This window comes from Saccharopolyspora antimicrobica, from assembly GCF_003635025.1.
GTDB lineage: Bacteria > Actinomycetota > Actinomycetes > Mycobacteriales > Pseudonocardiaceae > Saccharopolyspora > Saccharopolyspora antimicrobica.
Genome location: NZ_RBXX01000002.1, coordinates 2733017 through 2750709, shown reverse-complemented (window position 1 = coordinate 2750709; position 17693 = coordinate 2733017). Strand labels below are relative to the sequence as shown.

15 protein-coding genes are annotated in these 17693 nt (G+C 70.9%); 8 read left to right on the top strand and 7 right to left on the bottom strand.

Features of this window, described 5'->3' with window-relative positions; translation table 11 throughout:
- Nucleotides 1-33: 33 nt before the first annotated feature.
- Together ATL45_RS13485 and ATL45_RS13480 are read left to right on the top strand one after the other, a co-directional pair.
- Entirely contained in the window at nucleotides 34-1398 is a 1365-nt protein-coding gene (locus tag ATL45_RS13485; protein ID WP_093150804.1) for a hypothetical protein, read from the top strand.
- 244 nt (nucleotides 1399-1642) lie between these two features.
- Nucleotides 1643-2410, top strand: a complete 768-nt coding sequence (locus ATL45_RS13480) for an AfsR/SARP family transcriptional regulator (protein ID WP_093150802.1) — start codon at nucleotides 1643-1645, stop codon at nucleotides 2408-2410.
- A 151-nt stretch (nucleotides 2411-2561) separates the two neighbouring features.
- Here ATL45_RS13480 and ptsP read toward each other — a convergent pair whose 3' ends face one another.
- Nucleotides 2562-4202 (bottom strand): phosphoenolpyruvate--protein phosphotransferase, encoded by a 1641-nt coding sequence (ptsP, locus tag ATL45_RS13475; RefSeq protein WP_093150798.1) that lies wholly within the window; start codon nucleotides 4200-4202, stop codon nucleotides 2562-2564.
- A gap of 281 nt (nucleotides 4203-4483) precedes the next feature.
- Between ptsP and ATL45_RS13470 the strand changes: the two genes are divergently transcribed.
- Nucleotides 4484-4744, top strand: a complete 261-nt coding sequence (locus tag ATL45_RS13470) for a hypothetical protein (RefSeq protein ID WP_093150794.1) — start codon at nucleotides 4484-4486, stop codon at nucleotides 4742-4744.
- A gap of 275 nt (nucleotides 4745-5019) precedes the next feature.
- Here ATL45_RS13470 and ATL45_RS13465 read toward each other — a convergent pair whose 3' ends face one another.
- The gene (locus tag ATL45_RS13465) at nucleotides 5020-5349 is read right to left on the bottom strand and encodes a glutaredoxin domain-containing protein (RefSeq protein ID WP_093150790.1); all 330 of its coding nucleotides are present in this window, start codon (nucleotides 5347-5349) and stop codon (nucleotides 5020-5022) included.
- A gap of 196 nt (nucleotides 5350-5545) precedes the next feature.
- Here ATL45_RS13465 and ATL45_RS13460 point away from each other — a divergent pair, with 196 nt between their 5' ends.
- Nucleotides 5546-6241, top strand: coding sequence for a TetR/AcrR family transcriptional regulator (locus ATL45_RS13460; RefSeq protein ID WP_342775339.1), 696 nt, complete (start codon nucleotides 5546-5548; stop codon nucleotides 6239-6241).
- A 12-nt stretch (nucleotides 6242-6253) separates the two neighbouring features.
- Here ATL45_RS13460 and ATL45_RS13455 read toward each other — a convergent pair whose 3' ends face one another.
- Nucleotides 6254-6664, bottom strand: coding sequence for a VOC family protein (locus tag ATL45_RS13455; protein ID WP_093151528.1), 411 nt, complete (start codon nucleotides 6662-6664; stop codon nucleotides 6254-6256).
- Between the two features lie 35 nt (nucleotides 6665-6699).
- Entirely contained in the window at nucleotides 6700-7071 is a 372-nt protein-coding gene (locus tag ATL45_RS13450; RefSeq protein WP_211841222.1) for a helix-turn-helix domain-containing protein, read from the bottom strand.
- Nucleotides 7072-7297: 226 nt separating this feature from the next.
- On the opposite strand from ATL45_RS13450, the gene ATL45_RS13445 reads away from it, so the two are divergent.
- Both ATL45_RS13445 and ATL45_RS13440 read left to right on the top strand, forming a co-directional pair.
- Nucleotides 7298-7921, top strand: coding sequence for a GOLPH3/VPS74 family protein (locus ATL45_RS13445; RefSeq protein WP_093150775.1), 624 nt, complete (start codon nucleotides 7298-7300; stop codon nucleotides 7919-7921).
- Between the two features lie 247 nt (nucleotides 7922-8168).
- Nucleotides 8169-9215, top strand: a complete 1047-nt coding sequence (locus tag ATL45_RS13440) for a methyltransferase domain-containing protein (RefSeq protein WP_093150772.1) — start codon at nucleotides 8169-8171, stop codon at nucleotides 9213-9215.
- 48 nt (nucleotides 9216-9263) lie between these two features.
- Here the strand turns inward: ATL45_RS13440 and ATL45_RS13435 are convergent, their stop codons facing one another.
- Entirely contained in the window at nucleotides 9264-10226 is a 963-nt protein-coding gene (locus tag ATL45_RS13435; RefSeq protein WP_093150768.1) for a hypothetical protein, read from the bottom strand.
- A 153-nt stretch (nucleotides 10227-10379) separates the two neighbouring features.
- Between ATL45_RS13435 and ATL45_RS13430 the strand changes: the two genes are divergently transcribed.
- The gene (locus ATL45_RS13430; RefSeq protein ID WP_093151525.1) at nucleotides 10380-11207 is read left to right on the top strand and encodes an isocitrate lyase/PEP mutase family protein; all 828 of its coding nucleotides are present in this window, start codon (nucleotides 10380-10382) and stop codon (nucleotides 11205-11207) included.
- Nucleotides 11208-11413: 206 nt separating this feature from the next.
- On the opposite strand, the gene ATL45_RS13425 is transcribed toward ATL45_RS13430, so the two are convergent.
- A complete protein-coding gene (locus ATL45_RS13425; protein ID WP_093150763.1) occupies nucleotides 11414-13339 on the bottom strand; it encodes an acyl-CoA dehydrogenase family protein in 1926 nt (641 codons plus the stop codon).
- A 156-nt stretch (nucleotides 13340-13495) separates the two neighbouring features.
- On the opposite strand from ATL45_RS13425, the gene ATL45_RS13420 reads away from it, so the two are divergent.
- Nucleotides 13496-14545, top strand: a complete 1050-nt coding sequence (locus ATL45_RS13420) for a MerR family transcriptional regulator (RefSeq protein ID WP_093150760.1) — start codon at nucleotides 13496-13498, stop codon at nucleotides 14543-14545.
- A gap of 68 nt (nucleotides 14546-14613) precedes the next feature.
- Here the strand turns inward: ATL45_RS13420 and leuS are convergent, their stop codons facing one another.
- On the bottom strand, nucleotides 14614-17478 hold the full coding sequence (gene leuS, locus ATL45_RS13415) for a leucine--tRNA ligase (RefSeq protein ID WP_093150758.1): 2865 nt from the start codon (nucleotides 17476-17478) through the stop codon (nucleotides 14614-14616).
- Nucleotides 17479-17693: the final 215 nt, after the last annotated feature.

The following is a 17693-nucleotide window of genomic DNA, read 5'->3' as shown; positions in this document are numbered from 1 at the left end:
CGGGCTCAGGGCTGCGCTGCCCCGGAGGATGTCATGTCAGAAGCTACCGAGGTCGAGGCCGTGGACTCGACGGATGAGAACGCGGTCCCCCGGCTCGTCGAGGGCGTGGCGCTGCTGGGCGAGTACGAGGGCGGCGGGTACGAGGAACCGCGCTACCTGGTCTCGCGGGCCGACGGGCAGATGGTGCTCGTGTCCCCGCTGCTGCACGAGGTGGCGAGCCGGCTCGACGGGGAACGGAACCTCCGCGAGGTGGCCGAGCAGCTGAACCGGGACCTGGGCACGGAGGTCACGCCCGCGGACGTGGCGTTCCTCGTCGACCGCAAGCTGCACCCGATGGGCATCGCCACCACGACCGAGCCGCTGCCGGACCCGCCGCGCTCGGACCCGCTGCTGTCGCTGGTGTTCAACACCCAGCTGCTGCCGCCGGGGTTCGTCCGCGTCGCGGCGGCGATCTTCGCGCCGTTCTACCGGCCGCCGGTGATCGCGCTGATGCTGGCCATGTTCGTCGGCGTCGACGTGTGGCTGGTGATGTCCGGCGGCATCGACGCCGCGTTCCACCGCTCCGTCGGCGATCCGATCCTGATGCTGACGCTGATGGCGCTGTGGATCTTCGCCACGCTGTTCCACGAGTTCGGCCACGCCGCGGGCTGCCACTACGGCGGCGCGAGACCGGGCGGGATCGGGGTCGGCATCCTGATCCTCTACCCGGCCTTCTACACCAACGTCACCGACGCCTACCGGCTCGACCGGCGCGGGCGGCTGCGCACCGACCTGGGCGGGATCTACTTCAACGCGATCTTCATCGTGGCGATGTTCGGGCTCTACCAGGTGACCGGGATCCCGGCGCTGGTGGTGTTCATGGTGCTCAACCACCTGCAGATACTCCAGCAGCTGGTGCCTCTGCTGCGGCTGGACGGCTACCTGATCCTGGGCGACCTGGTGGGCGTGCCGAACCTGTTCGCGTTCGTCGGCCCGGTGTGGCGCCGGATGCGCGGGAAGCCCGACGACGGCACGACGATGCACCAGGCGCTGCGCCCGCGGGTGCAGCTGCTGGTCACGACCTGGGTGCTGATCGTGGTTCCGCTGCTGATCATCGCGTTGACGCTGCTGCTGATCCGGCTGCCGTTCTACCTGGCGACCGGGACGGACCGGGCCCTGCACTACGGCGAGGTCGCGCTGGGCGCGGGCGGCCAGGGGAACGTGGGGATCCTGCTGCTGGCGGTCCTGTCGATGCTGATCCTGCTGGTGCCCTGGGTCGGCGGCACCGCGTTCGCGATCCGGACGGGCCGGCGGCTCACCCGGCTCGTGCGCAAGGTGCGGGCCCGCCGCCAGGCGACCCGTCCGCACGCCCGGCACCGCAAGCACTCCGGACGGTGGCGCCCGCCGACGGCGGCGTGAGTCCGGTTCCAAGGGGGGAGGGCGAGCTCCGGTACCGCACGGCGGGACCGGGGTTCGTCTTTTCGCGCTGCCCACGTCCAGGTGATCTACCAGCCGAAACAGGACTTTTGGTCACGTTGGGTAGTTCCGTAACAGCCGACCGGAACCACCCGATGGGAGCTGGTGTGGGCTCCCCGGTAGCCGGTGCGCGAAGCCGGTGGTCGGGAGGGGAAGAGCCCGTTTCAGTCCGGTCGAGGGGGGAACGATGAGCGGTGGCACGGTGCAGCAGGCGGAACGCCGACGGACGCGCACGCCAGCGCAGCCCGATCAGCCGTTCCGGCTGACGCTGCTGGGCGGCTGGGAGCTGCAGGCGGGCGGCGAGGCGGTGGCGATGTCCAGCAGCGGACAGCGCCTGCTCGCCCTGCTCGCCCTGCGCGGGCGCACCCAGCGCGACTACGCCGCCGGCGTCCTGTGGCCGGAGAGCGACGACCAGAACGCGCTGGCCAACCTGCGGACCACGCTGTGGCGGGTGCGCCAGCGGGCCAGGGGCGCGCTGATCAGCACGCAGCACGAGATCGAGCTGGCACCGCTGGTTTCGCTGGACATCGACGGACTGGTCGCCGCGGGGCGCTACCTGCTGGCGGACGGTTCGGGCGACTCGCCTGCCGACTGCGCGGAGATCGGCCGCGACCTGGCGGGCCACGAGCCGCTGCTGCCGGGCTGGTACGACGACTGGGTGCTCACCGAGCGGGAGCGCCTGCAGCAGCTCCAGGTGCACGCGCTGGAGGTCGCGGCCGAGCGGCTGGTGCAGTCCCGGCACCTGGCCAGCGCTCTGGAGATCGCGCAGGCGGCGACCCAGGTGGAGCCGTTCCGCGAGACGGCGCACTGCGCGGTGGTGAAGGTCCTGCTGCAGCAGGCCAACCCGGCGCAGGCGGTCCGCCACTACCGCCGCTACGAGAGCCTCCTGGACCGGGAGCTGGGCATCCGGCCATCGGCCCACCTCCGCGACCTGGTCCGCCCGGTCCTCGCCTGACGCCTTCCGCGATTTCAATGGAAATCGGACGTCTGATTTCCATTGAAATCGCGTCGGTCCCTCCACAACCGTCGGTGTGTCGGGCTGCGACACACCGACGGTTCGCAAGTTCCATTGAAATCGGATGTCCAATTTCAATGGAAGTTGCGGGTCAGTGGGCGAGGATGGACTTGACGGCTTCGCGGGCCTTGGCCGGGTCGGCCGCGGCGAGGGCCGCTTCGGCCGCCTTCTGGAAGGTCGCCATCGGGTGCTCGGCCAGCGCCGCGCCGACCGCCGGGACCGCCGCTGCGGCCATCGACAGGCTGGTCGCGCCGAGGCCCGCCAGCACTCCCGCCAGCAGCGGGTCGGACGCCGCCTCACCGCACACGCCGACCGGCTTGCCCAGCTCGCGCCCGGCCCGGCCGATCATCTCGATCAGGCGCAGCAGCGCGGGCTGCCACGGGTCGTTGAGCTCGGCGAGCGCGCCGGCCATCCGGTCCGCGGCGAACACGTACTGGGCCAGGTCGTTGGTGCCGATGCTGACGAAGTCGACGGCCGCCAGGATCTCCCGGGCGCTCAGCGCGGCCGCCGGGATCTCGATCATCACACCGGCCCGGGACAGCCCGGCCGCGCGGACCCGCTCGGCGAACCAGGCGGCTTCCGCGGCGGTGGCGACCATCGGCGCCATCACCGAGACCTCCGCGCCGGAGTCGGCGGCCGCGCCTGCGATGGCGGTCAGCTGCCGGTCCAGCACCTCCGGCCGGTCGAAGGCCACCCGCAGGCCGCGCACGCCGAGCGCCGGGTTCGGCTCGTCGCCCATGTCCAGGAACGCCAGCGGCTTGTCCGCACCAGCGTCGAGGGTGCGCACGACGACCGGCTTGCCCGCGAACGGCGCTAGCACCTCGTGGTACGCCGCGCGCTGGGTCTCGACGCCCGGTTCGTCGTCGGCGGCCAGGTAGCAGAACTCGGTGCGAAACAAGCCGACGCCCTGCGCGCCGGCGGCTGCCGCCGCGCTCGCGTCCGCGTTCGACCCGACGTTGGCGACGACCTTGACCGGCTCGCCATCGGCGGTTTCGCCGACGCCGTTCCACTCGGCGGCCGAGGCCCGCTCGGCGGCCCGCACCGGGACGTCCTGGTCGCTGAGCTCGACCGCGCCGCTGTCGCCGTCGACGACGGCACCGATCGCGTCCGGGGAGCCGAGCACGCCGCGGACCGCGACCACGGCCGGGATGCCCAGCGCGCGCGCCAGGATCGCGGTGTGGCTGGTCGGGCCGCCCTCCTCGGTGACCAGCGCGAGCACCAGCGCCGGGTCGAGGTCGGCGGTGTCGGCGGGGGCGAGGTCGCGCGCCAGCAGCACGCTCGGACGCTCCAGCTCGGGCACTCCGGGCGGGGTCACGCCGTGCAGTTCGGCGATGATCCGATCCCGCACGTCCTGCACGTCGCGGGCTCGTTCGGCCATGTAGCCGCCTGCCGCGCGCAGCGCATCGGCGAAGCCGTTCGCGGCTTCGAAGACCGCGCGGGCAGCGGGCAGCGAGCGGGCGGTGACCTGTTGTTCGGCCTGCGAGATCAGCGCCGGGTCCATCGCCATCGCGGCGGTGGTCTCCAGGACCGCCTTCGCATCGCCCTCGACGCGCGCGGCGCGCTGGAACAGCTGCTCGGCCACCGCGTCGGCGGCGGGGCGGATGCGCGCGGCCTCGGCGGACGGATCGGTCGGCGCGGGAGTGGCGGGCGGTTCGGGCAGTGGATCGGCGACCCGGGCGACCGGCCCCGAGGCGCGGCCGGAGCTGACTCCGACACCAGTCAAACGCGACATGGTCTAGACCATACCTTTCCGAAGCCTTCTGCATAAGCCGCATCGACGCGCTCCGGCGCGGGTGGGAACGCCCGCCCGACACAGCGCGTCAGAACGTCCTCTGCGGCGATCGTAGGCACCGCTACACCGATCGGCGCGGCGCGGTCGCGAGCGCACCCACGCGCGGTGACCTCAGTGGTTCTTACGTCACCCGAACGTCGCAGCACGCTGATTACCGATGAGTAACAACTGAGTAGAGGTACGGATCCCGCAAATACCCCCTGAACACCAGGCTGTGGGGCATGGCAATGAGCACTCAGATCCTCGACCCGACCCCGACGACCGACTGGTTCGCCGAGCCGCTGGCCGCGATCCGCAGCCTCTTCGCCGCGCAGCTCCCGGACGGCGCGGAGACCCCCGACTCCGCCACGACGCTCCCGCCGCCGACGAGCGGGTGGCGCGACTGGGCACCCCCGACGGCGGGGGAGACCGTCGACACCAGCCAGGCCGCCCCGGAGCACTCCCCGGTCGCCGGGACCGGGGCGGCCCGGGCGGTGGACTGACCGACCGATGCCGACCGGACAACGCCGATCAGAACCCGAGCGGCCCGTTCACCTCGATCGAGGAGAGCGGGCCGTTCGTCGTTCCGGCGGGCCACTGTGGAGCTTCCGGGGGTCCACCGTTCGAGCTAACTTGCGGCCAGATGCGGATCTTTTCCGCATTGTCCGGCGTCAGACTGAACAGGTTGCTGCTCGCCGGTATCGCGCCACCGACGATCGCAACCGCCCAAGGGCCGACCGCAACGCCCCCCGTGCGGTCGGCCCTCGGTGTGTACCGGTCACGAATCCTTGCGCAGCCCGACCGCCTTCAGCGCGCCGTCGATCAGCCCGGGCTTCGACTCGGGCAGCAGGCCCGGGGCGTGCTCGGCGACCGCGTCCAGCACGCTGCTCGCCGACGGGTTGACCGCCTGCCACTCGCCGACGACCACGGTCGGGACGGTCTCGTTGCCGTCGGCGATGCCGCGCACGATCGCCGCCGCCTCCGCGTCCTCCCAGATGTTCACCTCGGTGAACTCCAGCCCCTGCCGCCGCAGACCGGCGCGCAACGAGGTGCAGAAGGGGCAGCCGGGACGGGTGTAGACGACGACTTCCTGCACTCCGGCGGTCATGGTGCCTCCAAGTTCGCTGGTCATCCGGTGCGGGCCCGATCAGTCTGCCCACGAGCTGCAACGCGGCGGACGCCGGGATCATTCGCCGCCGCGCGGCATTCGGTGCGAATGCGAAGAAGGCCCCCGGCCCGGCGGCCGGATGGGCCACAATCGCTAGGGCCCCACCGGCGTCCACAGGAGGTGCCACTTGACCGGGGTGACTCGGCGCGAGCGACTCCGCGCCGCCACCGAACAGGACATCCGCCAGCACGCGCGGGCACTGCTGGTCGACCGCGGCAGCGACGCGGTCACCCTGCGGGCCATCGCGCGCGAGCTGGGCATCACCGCCCCGGCGCTGTACCGCTACTACGAATCCCGCGAGGACCTGCTCCGGCAGCTCTGCGACGACATCTGCACCGACCTGGCGGCGGAACTGCACCGCGCCTCCGACGAGGTCGGCGCCGAGTTCGTGGACAAGATCTTCGCGGTGTGCCGCGAGTTCCGCCGCTGGGCGCTGGCGCACCCGGAGGAGTTCGCGCTGGTCTTCGCCAGCCCGCGGGCCGACGCCGACCAGCGCCGGCCGGACCGCTTCGCCGACGTCTTCCTCGGCATCGTCGGCCCGTTCCTGGCCGAGGGCGCGATCCTGGTGGGGCCCGCGGCGCTGCCGGTCGAGCTGCCCGACCTGAGCTCCCACCAGGAATCGCTGGCGGCGGCGTTCTCCACCGCGGGCATCGAGCTCCCGCCGGAAGCGCTGCGCCCGGACGTGATGCACTTCCTGCTGCGCTGGTGGGTCCGCCTCTACGGCCACGTGGCGCTGGAGGTCTTCGGCCGCTTCCCGTTCGACCTCAAGCACGCCGACCGCCTCTTCGAAGCGATGCTCCACGAACTCACCCGGGAGACCGGCTTCGCCTGAAGCGCGATCGGATCACTGCTTCGGCTGGGTGAAGCGGATCCGGTTGCCGAAGGGGTCGCGGAGGCCGCAGTCGATGCCGTAGGGGCGCTCCGTGGGCTCGTCGGTGAACTCGACGCCCTTGGCCAGCAGGGTTTCGTAGGTCTGCTGGCAGTCGTCGGTGGTCAGTCCGAGCCAACCGCCCATGACCCCCTTCGTGATCAGGTCGCGCACCTGCTCGGCGAGCTCTTCGGACATGGCCGGCGGGCCGGGCCGCTCCAGCAGGATCTGCCGCCCGGGGTCGCCGGGCGCGTGGACGGTGAGCCAGCGCATGAAGCCGAGGTCCTGGTCGCTGCCGACCTCCAAGCCGAGCTTGCCCACGTAGAAGTCGTACGCCTCGGCCTGGTCGAGCACGTAGATCTGGGAGAGAGTCACTGCGTTGAACATGGTCACAACGCTATGCGGTGGCACCTCGCGGGTGCTTATCCAGAACTGACCGGTCGCGTCCAGCTCTTCGTGAAGCAGGTGGGGACGCCGGTCGCACCGCCGCGGTTCTGCTCGCGGTAGTCGGTCGGCGAGACGCCGACGATGTCGTGGAAGGTGCGGCTGAACGTGCCGAGGCTGGAGAAACCGACCGCGAAGCAGATCTCGGTGACGCTGCGCGCGTCCTCCCGCAGCAGCCACATGGCGCGCTCCACCCGCCGCCGCTGGAGGTAGCGGTGCGGTGTTTCCCCGAAAACCGCGCGGAACCTGCGGTTGAAGTACCCCGGCGAGACGTGCGCGATCCGCGCGAGGGCGGGCACGTCCAGCGGTTCGGCGTAAGAGCGGTCCATCGCATCGCGAGCGCGAAGCATCAATCTGTTCGTCTGCTCGGATGCTTGGCTCACGAACGACATCCAAGCACACGGCGAACACCGAACTGTCCAGCAATACGCGCGAGTTCCCGATCATCACGGAGGACGACGAAATCCCTGGTCCGGTGCACGTACCCGGCAGGTCGAAGCCGGTTTCTCGGTCCGGGTGCGGGTCTTTCGGTTCCAACGGGCCCGGAACCGCGCCGGGGTGTTGCAGCATGGGGGCATGGATCTTTCGCTGGCCGAGCAGTTCATGCTGCTGGCGCACAAGCCGACCGGGGGCCGGGTCATGGCCGCCGACCACGCGGGAGCCGCCGAGCTCGCGGACTTCCTGCTCTGGCAGCGCATCGACTTCGTCGGGTGGAAGATTCGGGTGCTCGACCCCGCGCCGACCGGATTTCCCTGGTTCGACGGTGGGCTCGCGCTGCTGCAAAAACACGCGGTCGCAAAGCGCAAACCCCTGTCCGTGTCGAAGTACCTCCGGGGCCGTAGCCCGCTGTCGGGTGGCTGGAACTCCGCGCTAGCCGCGCACCAGGTCGCCCTCGCGCGCCGGGATCGCCTGCGGCGCGGGGAGAAGCACTTGCTCGGGCTCATCCCGCACGACTGCTGGTACCCGGACCCGGCGGTCCGGAACGCGGTGCTGAACGAGCTCCGCGCCTTCGCCCGCCAGGAGTTGCCTTCCGAAGGCCGCCTGGTCCTGCTCGCGGCGCTCGTGCACAGCACCGGCATGCACCACCAGTTGCCGCTCACCAAGATCGAGCGTGCTCAGCTGAAGCAGATCAGCCGGGGCACGGCATTCGGAGAGGCCGTCCGGGCGGCCGTCAACGCGGAGACAGCGGCAGTGATGTGACGCCAGGACGCGCCGCGGCGAAAACCGGTCGACCGCGCGCTGACTGCTTCCCTAGCATGTCCGCCATGAAGTTCTTCTTCCGATTCTGACGCGACCGCTGGCGGGTTGCGGGCATCCCCTCGCCGGCGATGCGGGACGGCTGGTCCGCCGTCCCGGGTCGCGACGTGGGAGAAAAACGGATGATCTCCTCCGCACCGGCGCCGTCGCGCGCCGGAGCTGAACCACGTCCTGGCACCGTCGTCGCGCTGTGACGGCCGCGCGCCTGGTGGCGCGAACGGTGCGAGGTGTGGAAACCCTGGTGGCCGCGGAAGTCCGGGCGTTCGGGCGGGTTCGGCGGATCGGGCACCGCGAGGTGTTCTTCGACTGCGCCGAGCCGGTCCCGGAAGTCGCGGGGCTGCGCTGCGCGGACGACGTGCTGATCGTGGCAGCGGAGCTGACCGGTGTCGGCAGGCACCGGGCCGACCTCCGGCTGCTGGCGGAAGCCGCCGCTAAGGTTCCCGGACGCCGGATGTTGGCCCTGCGGAAGCGCTTCGGCGGGCCGGAGCGGTCGGCGCACGTGGACGTCACGGCGTCGTTCGTCGGACGGCGCAACTACAACCGGTACGACCTGGAGGACGCCGTCGGCGTTCCGCTCAGTGCCGCGTTGGGCGTGCCGTACCGGAGCAGGCGGGGTGGTGTCGCACCGCCGGAAGGCGGATGTTCCTGGCGGGTGACGGTCGTCGACGACCGAGCCGTGCTGGCCCTGCGGATCGGCGCCCGTCCGGCGCACCGGCGGGAGTACCGGCAGATCTCGCGGCCCGGGAGCCTGCACCCGCCGCTGGCGAGCGCCCTGGTCCGGCTGGCCGAGCCGTTCGACGGCGCGCGGTTGCTCGATCCGTGCTGCGGAACCGGCACGATCCCGATCGAAGCCGCGCTGAGCAGGTCTTCGCTGTCGGTCATCGGCTGCGACCGGGACCCGCGGGCGGTGGCCGCAGCGGCCGTCAACGGCAGAAGGACCACCGGGCACTGGGCGGTGGCCGACGCTGGTCGGCTGCCGGTGGCGACCGGCTCGGTGGATCTGGTGGTGAGCAATCCGCCGTGGGACCGCCAGGTCCCGCCTGCCGGGGTACTCGCACGCGAGCCCGCGCGGTTCTGGCGGGAGCTGCGCCGGGTCCTGCGGCCGGGTGGCCGCGCGGTCCTGCTGCTGCCGGAACCCGACCTGGCCGACGCGGGATCAGCCGGGCTGGAGCTGCTCGACCGGCGGCCGGTGAGCCTGTTCGGCTCGCACCCGGAGGTGGTCCGGCTGCGAGCCTGAGACGAGAGGACAACGGCGGCCCGTGGGGTGCTCGGGCCGCCGTTTCCGTCAGGGGTTCGTCACCGCCGAGACCGTGCCCTTGTGCAGGTTCTTGATGACGTTGCGGGCGTCGGGGTACTGGTAGGAGCCCGACTCGAACAGCAGGAAGGCCTGGTCGCCGTACTGCGCGATGCCCTCCGTCATGCTGGGCGCGCGGTAGCACTCGGTCGACGGGATGTCGATGTCGGTGGCGCCCTTGTCGACCACGTAGAGGTTGCTGCGGTTGGTGCGGCCGTAGGAGGTGCTGTAGACGAAGTGGTCCTTGGTGACCATCAGGCCCTGGGTCTTCATCGGGACCTCGTAGGTCTTCTGCTCGGTCAGCGAGCCGTCGTCGCCGACCTGGTACGACTGCATGGTGCCGCGGCCGGTTTCGCTGAACTTGCCCGCGTAGAGCGTTCCGCCGTCGGCGGTCAGGAACGACGCCGCGGTGACCTTCTGGGCTTCACCGGTCTGCTTGAGGTACGGGGTGCCGCTCTTCTTCATCGCGTCGCGCAGCTCGGTGAGCTTGTACTTGCGGATGGTCGGCGTGCTCCCGGACGGGCGGCCCTGCACGAAGGCCCAGCCCTTGCTGACCGCGATGCCGCCGACGTGCGATTCGGCGATGGCGACCGTGCCGACGTGCGCGCCGGTCTTCGGGTCGATGCCGATGATCAGCGCGTCCTTGCCGGACTTCCCGTAGGAGGTGACCAGCAGCAGGTCCTTGCCCGCGCCGTCCCAGCCGGTCCAGGTCGCCAGGCCCTGCGGCGTCGAGCTGCCCAGCTCCGGCACCGCCGGCCCCTTGCCGAAAGCCTTGTCGTAGACGTGCGAAGCCGACGGGCCGGGGTAGAACGGGCCCTGACCGCTGGCCGCGGACGCGCACTCGATGCTCGGGCCGGCAACGCCTTCCGCCGCTGCTGTGGACACCGCGGCGGTGCTCAGCAGGAGCGCGGCGCTCAGCGCAGCGGTGGTGACCTTCCGGAGCAGGGGTTTCATCGTGCCTCGCAACCATGTCGGCATCCGCTCGTCCCAGATGTGACGCACGCGAGCCGGATCGGTTCCACGTCAATCCATCTTCATCCGACCGGAGGAGTTGAACGCGTCGGAAATCCGCGAGCCCGGGAGAGCTGGGCCTGCTTGACTGTGATCATGACGATCTCCCAGCACGACAAGGCGGAGCGGTTCCACGCCCTGCACCGCGCGGAAGCCCCGCTGGTCCTCGCCAACGCCTGGGACGTGGCCAGCGCACGGCTGGTCGCCGACGCCGGGGCGACAGCCGTCGCCACCACCAGCGCGGGCGTCGCCTGGAGCCTCGGTGCGCCCGACGGCGACCAGCTCAACCGGCAGCTCGCCATCGACCTCATCGCGCGCGTCGCCGCAGCGGTGGAACTCCCCGTCACCGCCGACGTCGAGAGCGGATTCGCGGACACCCCGGACGGCGTCGCCGAAACCATCCGGCTGGTGCTGGACGCGGGCGCGATCGGCGTCAACATCGAGGACAGCACGGGCCCGGTGCTGCGGCCGGTTGACGAGCAGGTCGCCCGCATCGCCGCCGCCCGGTCCGCGGCGGATGCGGCGGGAATCCCGTTGTACATCAACGCCCGGACCGATCCGTTCCTGCGCCAGGTGCACGACGACCCGGCGGAGCGGCTGCGCGATGCGATCGACCGGGCGGCCGCCTACGTCGAGGCCGGTGCCGACGGGATCTTCGTGCCGGGCACCACGAACCTCGGCGTGATCGGCGAACTCTCGGCCGCCATCGACCGGCCGCTCAACGTGCTGGCCGGGCCGGGCGCCCCGGCGGTCGCGGAGCTGGCAGCGGCCGGTGCGTCCCGCATCAGCATCGGCGCCGCGCTGGCCCAAGCCGCGTACGCCGTGGCGCAGCGGGGAATCCGCGAGGTCCTGACCACCGGAGGCTACGAATCGATCGCGGACGCCCTGGACTTCCGCGAGCTCAACAGTCTCCTGCAGGACTGATCCACGCCCAGCGACACCCGCTCCGGCGGAACCGACGGGACAACTTCCGCAATTTCAATGGAAATCAGACCCGCGATTTCCATTGAAATTGCGCCCCCGCGGCATGTCGGGCACCCGACGCGCCGACGGGTGTCGGGATCCACGCGATTTCAATGGAAATCAGACGTCCGATTTCCATTGAAATTGCATCGTCCCGGGCCGGGACCCTACGAGCGGAGGGTTCGGTCGTGGGCTTGCTGGGCCTGCTGGCGGTCGGCTTCCGCCCCGGTGGCGATCGGGGCGGTGAGCCACTGGCGCGGGAGGTTGAACGCGGCGACCAGGTCGACCGCGTGCGGGCGGAGCTGGGCGCACAGGCCGTTGACCGCTTCGATGATCGCCTTCGAGCGGCGCGGCGAGATGCGCTCGTGCTCGAGGAACCAGCCCCGGTCCTCCTCGATGGTGGAGAGCACGTAGAGGTCGCACACCTTGTTCAGCAGCGCCGCGGTCCTCCGGTCGCGGCAGCGCTCGATCGCCGCGACGAACGCCTCCAGCACCAGCCGGTCCACGTGCACCCGGCCCGCGCGCAGCACGTGGTCCTGCGCACTGTTGAACACCTCGAAGGCATTGCTGCGGTTGGACTTCCGCAGTCGGCGGCCGAGGCCGTCGAGGACGTGGCGCTCGCGGTCGTCGAACATCTTGAGCTGCCAGCCGCGGTCGAGGATGTCGTCCTTGCCCGAGGCGTCGATGATCCGCTGCACCAGCGAGCGCGTCGCGGTCCGCTCGATCACCGAGCCGACGAACTGGTCGGCCAGGAACTTGGCCATGCCGAGCGTGCCGAGGTCGTCGAACTGGTCCTTGTAGTTGGTCAGCAGTCCCTTGGCGACCAGCTGCAGCAGCACCGTGTTGTCGCCCTCGAAGGTGGTGAAGACGTCGGTGTCGGCCTTCAGCTGCGCCAGCTGGTTCTCCGCCAGGTAGCCGGCGCCGCCGCAGGCCTCGCGGCAGGTCTGGATGGTGCTGGTGGCGTGCCAGGTGGTGATCGCCTTTAGCCCGGCCGCGCGGGATTCCAGCTCGCGCTGCGCCCGCTCGTCGTCCGAGCCATCGTGCAGGCTCGACACCAGTTCCTCCTGCGCGAAGTGCAGGGCGAACGACTTGGCCAGCGCGGGCAGCAGTTTCCGCTGGTGCGCCAGGTAGTCCAGCACCACGACCTCGTCCTCGGTGCCGGGACGGCCGAACTGGCGGCGCGCGTCGCCGTAGCGCAGAGCGATCTCCAGCGCGAGCTTGGCAGCGCTGCCCGCCGTGCCCGCCACCGAGACCCGGCCGCGGATCAGGGTGCCGAGCATGGTGAAGAAACGCTTGCCCTTGCTGGCGATCGGGCTGCTGTAGGTGCCGTCCGGGGCGACGTCGCCGTAGCGGTTGAGCAGCGCCTCGCGCGGCACGCGGACCTGGTCGAAGACGATCCGGCCGTTGTCCACGCCGTTGAGCCCGGCCTTGCGGCCGCAGTCGGTGATCTCCACACCGGGCAGCGGATCGCCGTCCTGGTCGCGAATCGGCACCAGCAGCGCGTGCACGCCGTGGCTCTCGCCGCCGGTGATCAGCTGCGCGAAGACCACCGCCATGCGGCCGTCGCGGGCGGCGTTGCCGATGTACTCCTTGCGCGCCGCCTCGTGCGGCGTGTGCACCACGAACTCCTGCGATTCCGGGTCGTAGGTGGCGGTGGTGCGCAGGTTCTGCACGTCCGAGCCGTGACCGGTCTCGGTCATCGCGAAGCAGCCCGGCAGCTCCAGGCTGATGATGTCGCGCAGGTAGCGCTCGTGGTGGCGCTCGGTGCCCAGCGCGACGACGGCCCCGCCGAACAGTCCCCACTGGACGCCGGACTTGACCATCAGCGACAGGTTGCCGGGCAGCATCTCCAGGGACACCACCGAACCACCGGTGTCGCCGCTGCCGCCGTGCGCGGTCGGGAAACCGAGGGCCGGGACGCCGGTCTTGGCCAGCTGCCGCAGCTGTTCGAGGGTGTGCGCGCGGTGGCTCTCGGTGTCGAGGTCGTCGGCGGGCGCCAGGTCGATGCCCTCCAGCGCCTCCCGGACCTGATCGCGGACGTGCGCCCAGCGCCCGTCCAGCAGCGTCGTGAGCTCGCCTGCCTCGAATGCCATCGCAGCCTCCACTCGTCGGTACCGACTGCTCCAAGCGTAGTTACCGGCGAGTAACCCCGCCATGTGAGCTACCTCGCCGACCGGGTTTGACCTTCACCTTGGGGAAGGCTGCAAGGTCCGGTCACCGGGCGGCGGACCCGGCACGAGGAGGGAACCGTGGACGAACTGAGCATCGGCGACTTCGCGCACGCATCGGGCCTCACGCCCAAGGCGCTGCGGCTCTACGACGAGCTCGCGCTGCTGCCACCGGCGCACGTCGACCCGCGCACGGGCTACCGGACCTACGTCCCGGCCCAGCTGGCGACGGCGCAGCTGGTCGCGCGGCTGCGCGCGCTCGGCATGCCGCTGGCCAGGATCCGGGTGGTGCTCGACCTGCCACCGCTGGCCGCGGCCGCGGAGATCTCCTCTTACTGGCGCCAGATCGAGGCCGAAACCGCGGCCCGCGGTGAACTGGCCGCCGCCCTCGTCGCAGAACTGTCCAGAAAGGACGCTGACATGACCGGAATGCCGGAGTGGGAACTGCGCTACGCCGCCCGCACAGATCGCGGTTTGGTGCGGAAGAGCAACGAAGACGCGGTGTTCGCGGGCACGCGTGTGTTCGCGGTCGCCGACGGATTCGGCGACCAGGGCGCGGGACGAGCGGCGCTCGCGGCGCTCGAACCGCTCGACGCCGGAGAGCCCGGCGATGACCTGCTGAGCGTGCTGGGTGGCACGACGAGCGAAGCGCAGCGAGCCGTCGACGACGTCGCGCAGGACCACGCAGGAACCACGCTGACGGCCATGCTGTGGTCGGGGACGAGCTTCGCCCTGGCGCACGTGGGCGATTCGCGCGCGTACCTGCTGCGCGGGGGCAAGCTGACGCAGATCACCCACGACCACACGTTCGTTCAATCGCTGGTGGACGAGGGCAGGCTGACCGCGGAGGAAGCGGCGGTCCACCCGAAGCGCGCCGAGCTGCTGCGCGCGCTGGTCAGCGGCGGCGCGGTGGAGCCGGACATGCACCTGCGCGAAGCGCGTACCGGAGACCGGTACCTGCTCTGCTCGGACGGTCTGCACGCGGTGCTGGGCGAACAGGTCCTGCACGACGTCCTCGGCTCAGCCGCCGCCCCGCAGGAAGCGGTCGACAGCTTCGCGCAGCAGGTCCACGACGCGGGAGCTCCCGACAACGTCGCCTGCGTCGTCATCGACACCGTGGCGCGCGCCTGACGTCAGCGCCGCAAAGGCCGTGAGCGGTTTGGGGTGCCATAGCGCCCCAAACCGCTCACGGGTGGAACTCAAGCGACGACGTTGACCAGGCGGCCCGGGACCACGATGACCTTGCGCGGTTCCTTGCCGTCCAGTGCCGCGACGATCTTCTCGTCGGCCAGCGCCGCGGCCTTCACCGCGTCCTGGTCCGCCGATGCCGGCACCACGACCCGGGAGCGGACCTTGCCGTTGACCTGGATCGGGTACTCCGCGGTGTCCTCGACCAGGTACTGCTCGTCGGCAACCGGGAACGGCCCGTGCGCCAGGCTCTCCGCGTGCCCCAGCCGGGACCACAGCTCCTCGGCCAGGTGCGGCGTCAGCGGCGCGGCCATCAGCACCAGCGGTTCCACCACCGAGCGCGGCGTGCCCGCCGCGGCCGAGTAGGCCTTGGTGATCCGGTTGTTGAACTCGATCAGCTTCGCCACCGCGGTGTTGAACCGCAGCTCGGCGTAGTCCTCGCGGACCCCGGCGATGGTCTTGTGCAGCGCGCGCACCACCTCGACGTCCGGCTCCTCGTCGGTCACCCGCAGCTCACCGGTGTTCTCGTCGACGACGTTGCGCCACAGCCGCTGCAGGAAGCGGTGCGAGCCGACGACGTCCTTGGTCGCCCACGGCCGCGAGGAGTCCAGCGGCCCCATCGCCATCTCGTACAGCCGCAGCGTGTCCGCGCCGTAGCTGTCGACCATCTCGTCCGGGGAGACGGAGTTCTTCAGGCTCTTGCCCATCTTCCCGTACTCCCGCCGGACCTCCTGGCCCTGGTAGAAGTACTTGCCGTCGCGCTCCTCGACCTCCTCGGCCGGCACGTAGACGCCGCGCGAGTCGGTGTAGGCGTAGGCCTGGATGTAGCCCTGGTTGAACAGCCGCCGGTACGGCTCCTCCGCCGACAGGTACCCCAGGTCGAACAGCACCTTCTGCCAGAACCGCGAGTACAGCAGGTGCAGGACCGCGTGCTCCATGCCGCCGATGTACAGGTCCACGCCACCCGGGTCGCGCGGGCCGTGCAGCTCGGGCCGCTTGCCCATCCAGTACTGCTCGTTGGCCGGGTCGACGAACCGCTCGGAGTTGTCCGGGTCGATGTAGCGCAGCTGGTACCAGCAGGAACCGGCCCACTGCGGCATCACGTTGGTGTCCCGGTGGTAGTGCTTGAGCCCGTCGCCCAGGTCCAGCTCCAGGTTCGCCCACTCGGTGGCCTTGGCCAGCGGCGGCTCCGGGCGACTGTCGGCGTCCTCCGGGTCGAAGGTGCGCGGCGAGTAGTCCTCGACCTCCGGCAGGACCACCGGCAGCTGGTCCTCGGGCAGCGCCTGCGGCAGGCCGTCCTCGCCGTAGACGATCGGGAACGGCTCGCCCCAGTAGCGCTGCCGGGCGAACAGCCAGTCGCGCAGCTTGTACTGCACGGTGCCGCGGCCGTGGCCGTGCTCCTCCAGCCAGCTGGTGATCGCCTTCTTGGCCTCCGCCAGGTCCATGCCGTTGAGGTCCAGCCCGATCTCCGGGTTGGCGGAGTTGATCCGCGGGCCGGAACCGGTGAAGGCGCCGCCGTCGAAGTCGGCGGGCGGCTGCACGGTGCGGATGATCGGCAGCCCGAAGACCTCGGCGAACTCGTGGTCGCGGGTGTCCTCGCCGGGCACCGCCATGATCGCGCCGGTGCCGTAGCCCATCAGCACGTAGTCGGCGATGAACACCGGGATCTGCTCGCCGTTGACCGGGTTGGTGGCCCAGGCACCGGTGAAGACGCCGGTCTTCTCCCTGTTCTCCTGGCGGTCCAGGTCGGACTTCATCGACGCGGCGCGCCGGTACTGCGCGACGGCCTCCGCCGGGGTGGCCGCGCCACCGGTCCAGCGGTCGTCCGCGCCCTCCGGCCACGCCGCCGCGGTCAGCTCGTCGACCAGCGGGTGCTCCGGGGCCAGCACCAGGTAGGTCACGCCGAACAGCGTGTCCGGGCGGGTGGTGAAGACCTCGACGCGCTGCGCCGAGCCGTCCAGCGGGAACACCACGTTCGCGCCCTGCGAGCGGCCGATCCAGTTCCGCTGCATGGTCTTGACCTGCTCCGACCAGTCCAGCCGGTCCAGGTCGTCGACCAGGCGGTCGGCGTAGGCGGTGATCCGCATCATCCACTGCTTCAGGTTGCGGCGGAACACCGGGAAGTTGCCGCGCTCGGTCAGGCCGTCGGCGGTGACCTCCTCGTTGGCCACCACGGTGCCCAGGCCCGGCGCCCAGTTGACCGGCGCCTCGGAGACGTAGGCCAGCCGGTGCGAGTCGATGATCTCGCGCTGCTCGGCACGGGTCAGCTCGGCCCACGGGCGGCCGTCCGGGGTCGCGCGCTCGCCGTTGGCGAACTGCTCCTCCAGCTCGCCGATCGGCCGCGCCCGGCCCGCCTCGGTGTCGTACCAGGCGTTGAAGATCTGCAGGAAGATCCACTGCGTCCAGCGGTAGAACTCGATGTCGGTGGTGGCGATCCGGCGGCGCTCGTCGTGGCCCAGGCCCAGGCGGCGGATCTGGCCCAGGTAGCGCTCGATGTTCTGCTCGGTGGTGGTCCGCGGGTGGGTGCCGGTCTGCACCGCGTACTGCTCGGCGGGCAGGCCGAACGAGTCGAAGCCCATGGTGTGCAGCACGTTGTGGCCCAGCATCCGGTGGAAGCGGGCGTAGACGTCGGTGCCGATGAAGCCCAGCGGGTGCCCGACGTGCAGCCCGGCGCCCGAGGGGTAGGGGAACATGTCCTGGATGAACAGCTTGTCCTCGGGCACGTCTCCCTTGAGCGACCCGGCGGGGTTGGGCGCGTGGAAGGTGCCGCGCTCCTCCCACCGCTGCTGCCACCGCTGCTCGATCTCGACCGCCGTCTCCGCGGTGTAGCGGTGCTGCGGAACCTCTTCGGTCGAGGTCTCTGCCTGGCCACTCATCGGTTTGTGTCCTTCCCTGCCTATCGCCCTCGAACGCGCGAGTCGTGCGCTCCTAGTGTGCCGCCTGCGGAAAATGGAAAACCCCCCAGGCCCTGCCGGGCATGAGGGGTCGCCGCGCTGACGTCGCCTAACGGACGGTCAACGCGGCCTCGCAAGGAGCAGCCTCGCGGCGCACATGCACCCAGGGTAGCGGAGGACGCCAAGCCGTTTCCCCG

Coding starts and splice junctions, on each gene's coding strand:
- ATL45_RS13435 (WP_093150768.1), bottom strand. CDS start 10,226: ATGAAACCCCTGCTCCGGAAGGTCACCACCGCTGCGCTGAGCGCCGCG.
- ATL45_RS13450 (WP_211841222.1), bottom strand. CDS start 7,071: ATGCTTCGCGCTCGCGATGCGATGGACCGCTCTTACGCCGAACCGCTG.
- ATL45_RS13425 (WP_093150763.1), bottom strand. CDS start 13,339: ATGGCATTCGAGGCAGGCGAGCTCACGACGCTGCTGGACGGGCGCTGG.
- ATL45_RS13465 (WP_093150790.1), bottom strand. CDS start 5,349: ATGACCGCCGGAGTGCAGGAAGTCGTCGTCTACACCCGTCCCGGCTGC.
- ATL45_RS13485 (WP_093150804.1), top strand. CDS start 34: ATGTCAGAAGCTACCGAGGTCGAGGCCGTGGACTCGACGGATGAGAAC.
- ATL45_RS13455 (WP_093151528.1), bottom strand. CDS start 6,664: ATGTTCAACGCAGTGACTCTCTCCCAGATCTACGTGCTCGACCAGGCC.
- ATL45_RS13430 (WP_093151525.1), top strand. CDS start 10,380: ATGACGATCTCCCAGCACGACAAGGCGGAGCGGTTCCACGCCCTGCAC.
- ptsP (WP_093150798.1), bottom strand. CDS start 4,202: ATGTCGCGTTTGACTGGTGTCGGAGTCAGCTCCGGCCGCGCCTCGGGG.
- ATL45_RS13480 (WP_093150802.1), top strand. CDS start 1,643: ATGAGCGGTGGCACGGTGCAGCAGGCGGAACGCCGACGGACGCGCACG.
- ATL45_RS13470 (WP_093150794.1), top strand. CDS start 4,484: ATGGCAATGAGCACTCAGATCCTCGACCCGACCCCGACGACCGACTGG.
- leuS (WP_093150758.1), bottom strand. CDS start 17,478: ATGAGTGGCCAGGCAGAGACCTCGACCGAAGAGGTTCCGCAGCACCGC.
- ATL45_RS13445 (WP_093150775.1), top strand. CDS start 7,298: ATGGATCTTTCGCTGGCCGAGCAGTTCATGCTGCTGGCGCACAAGCCG.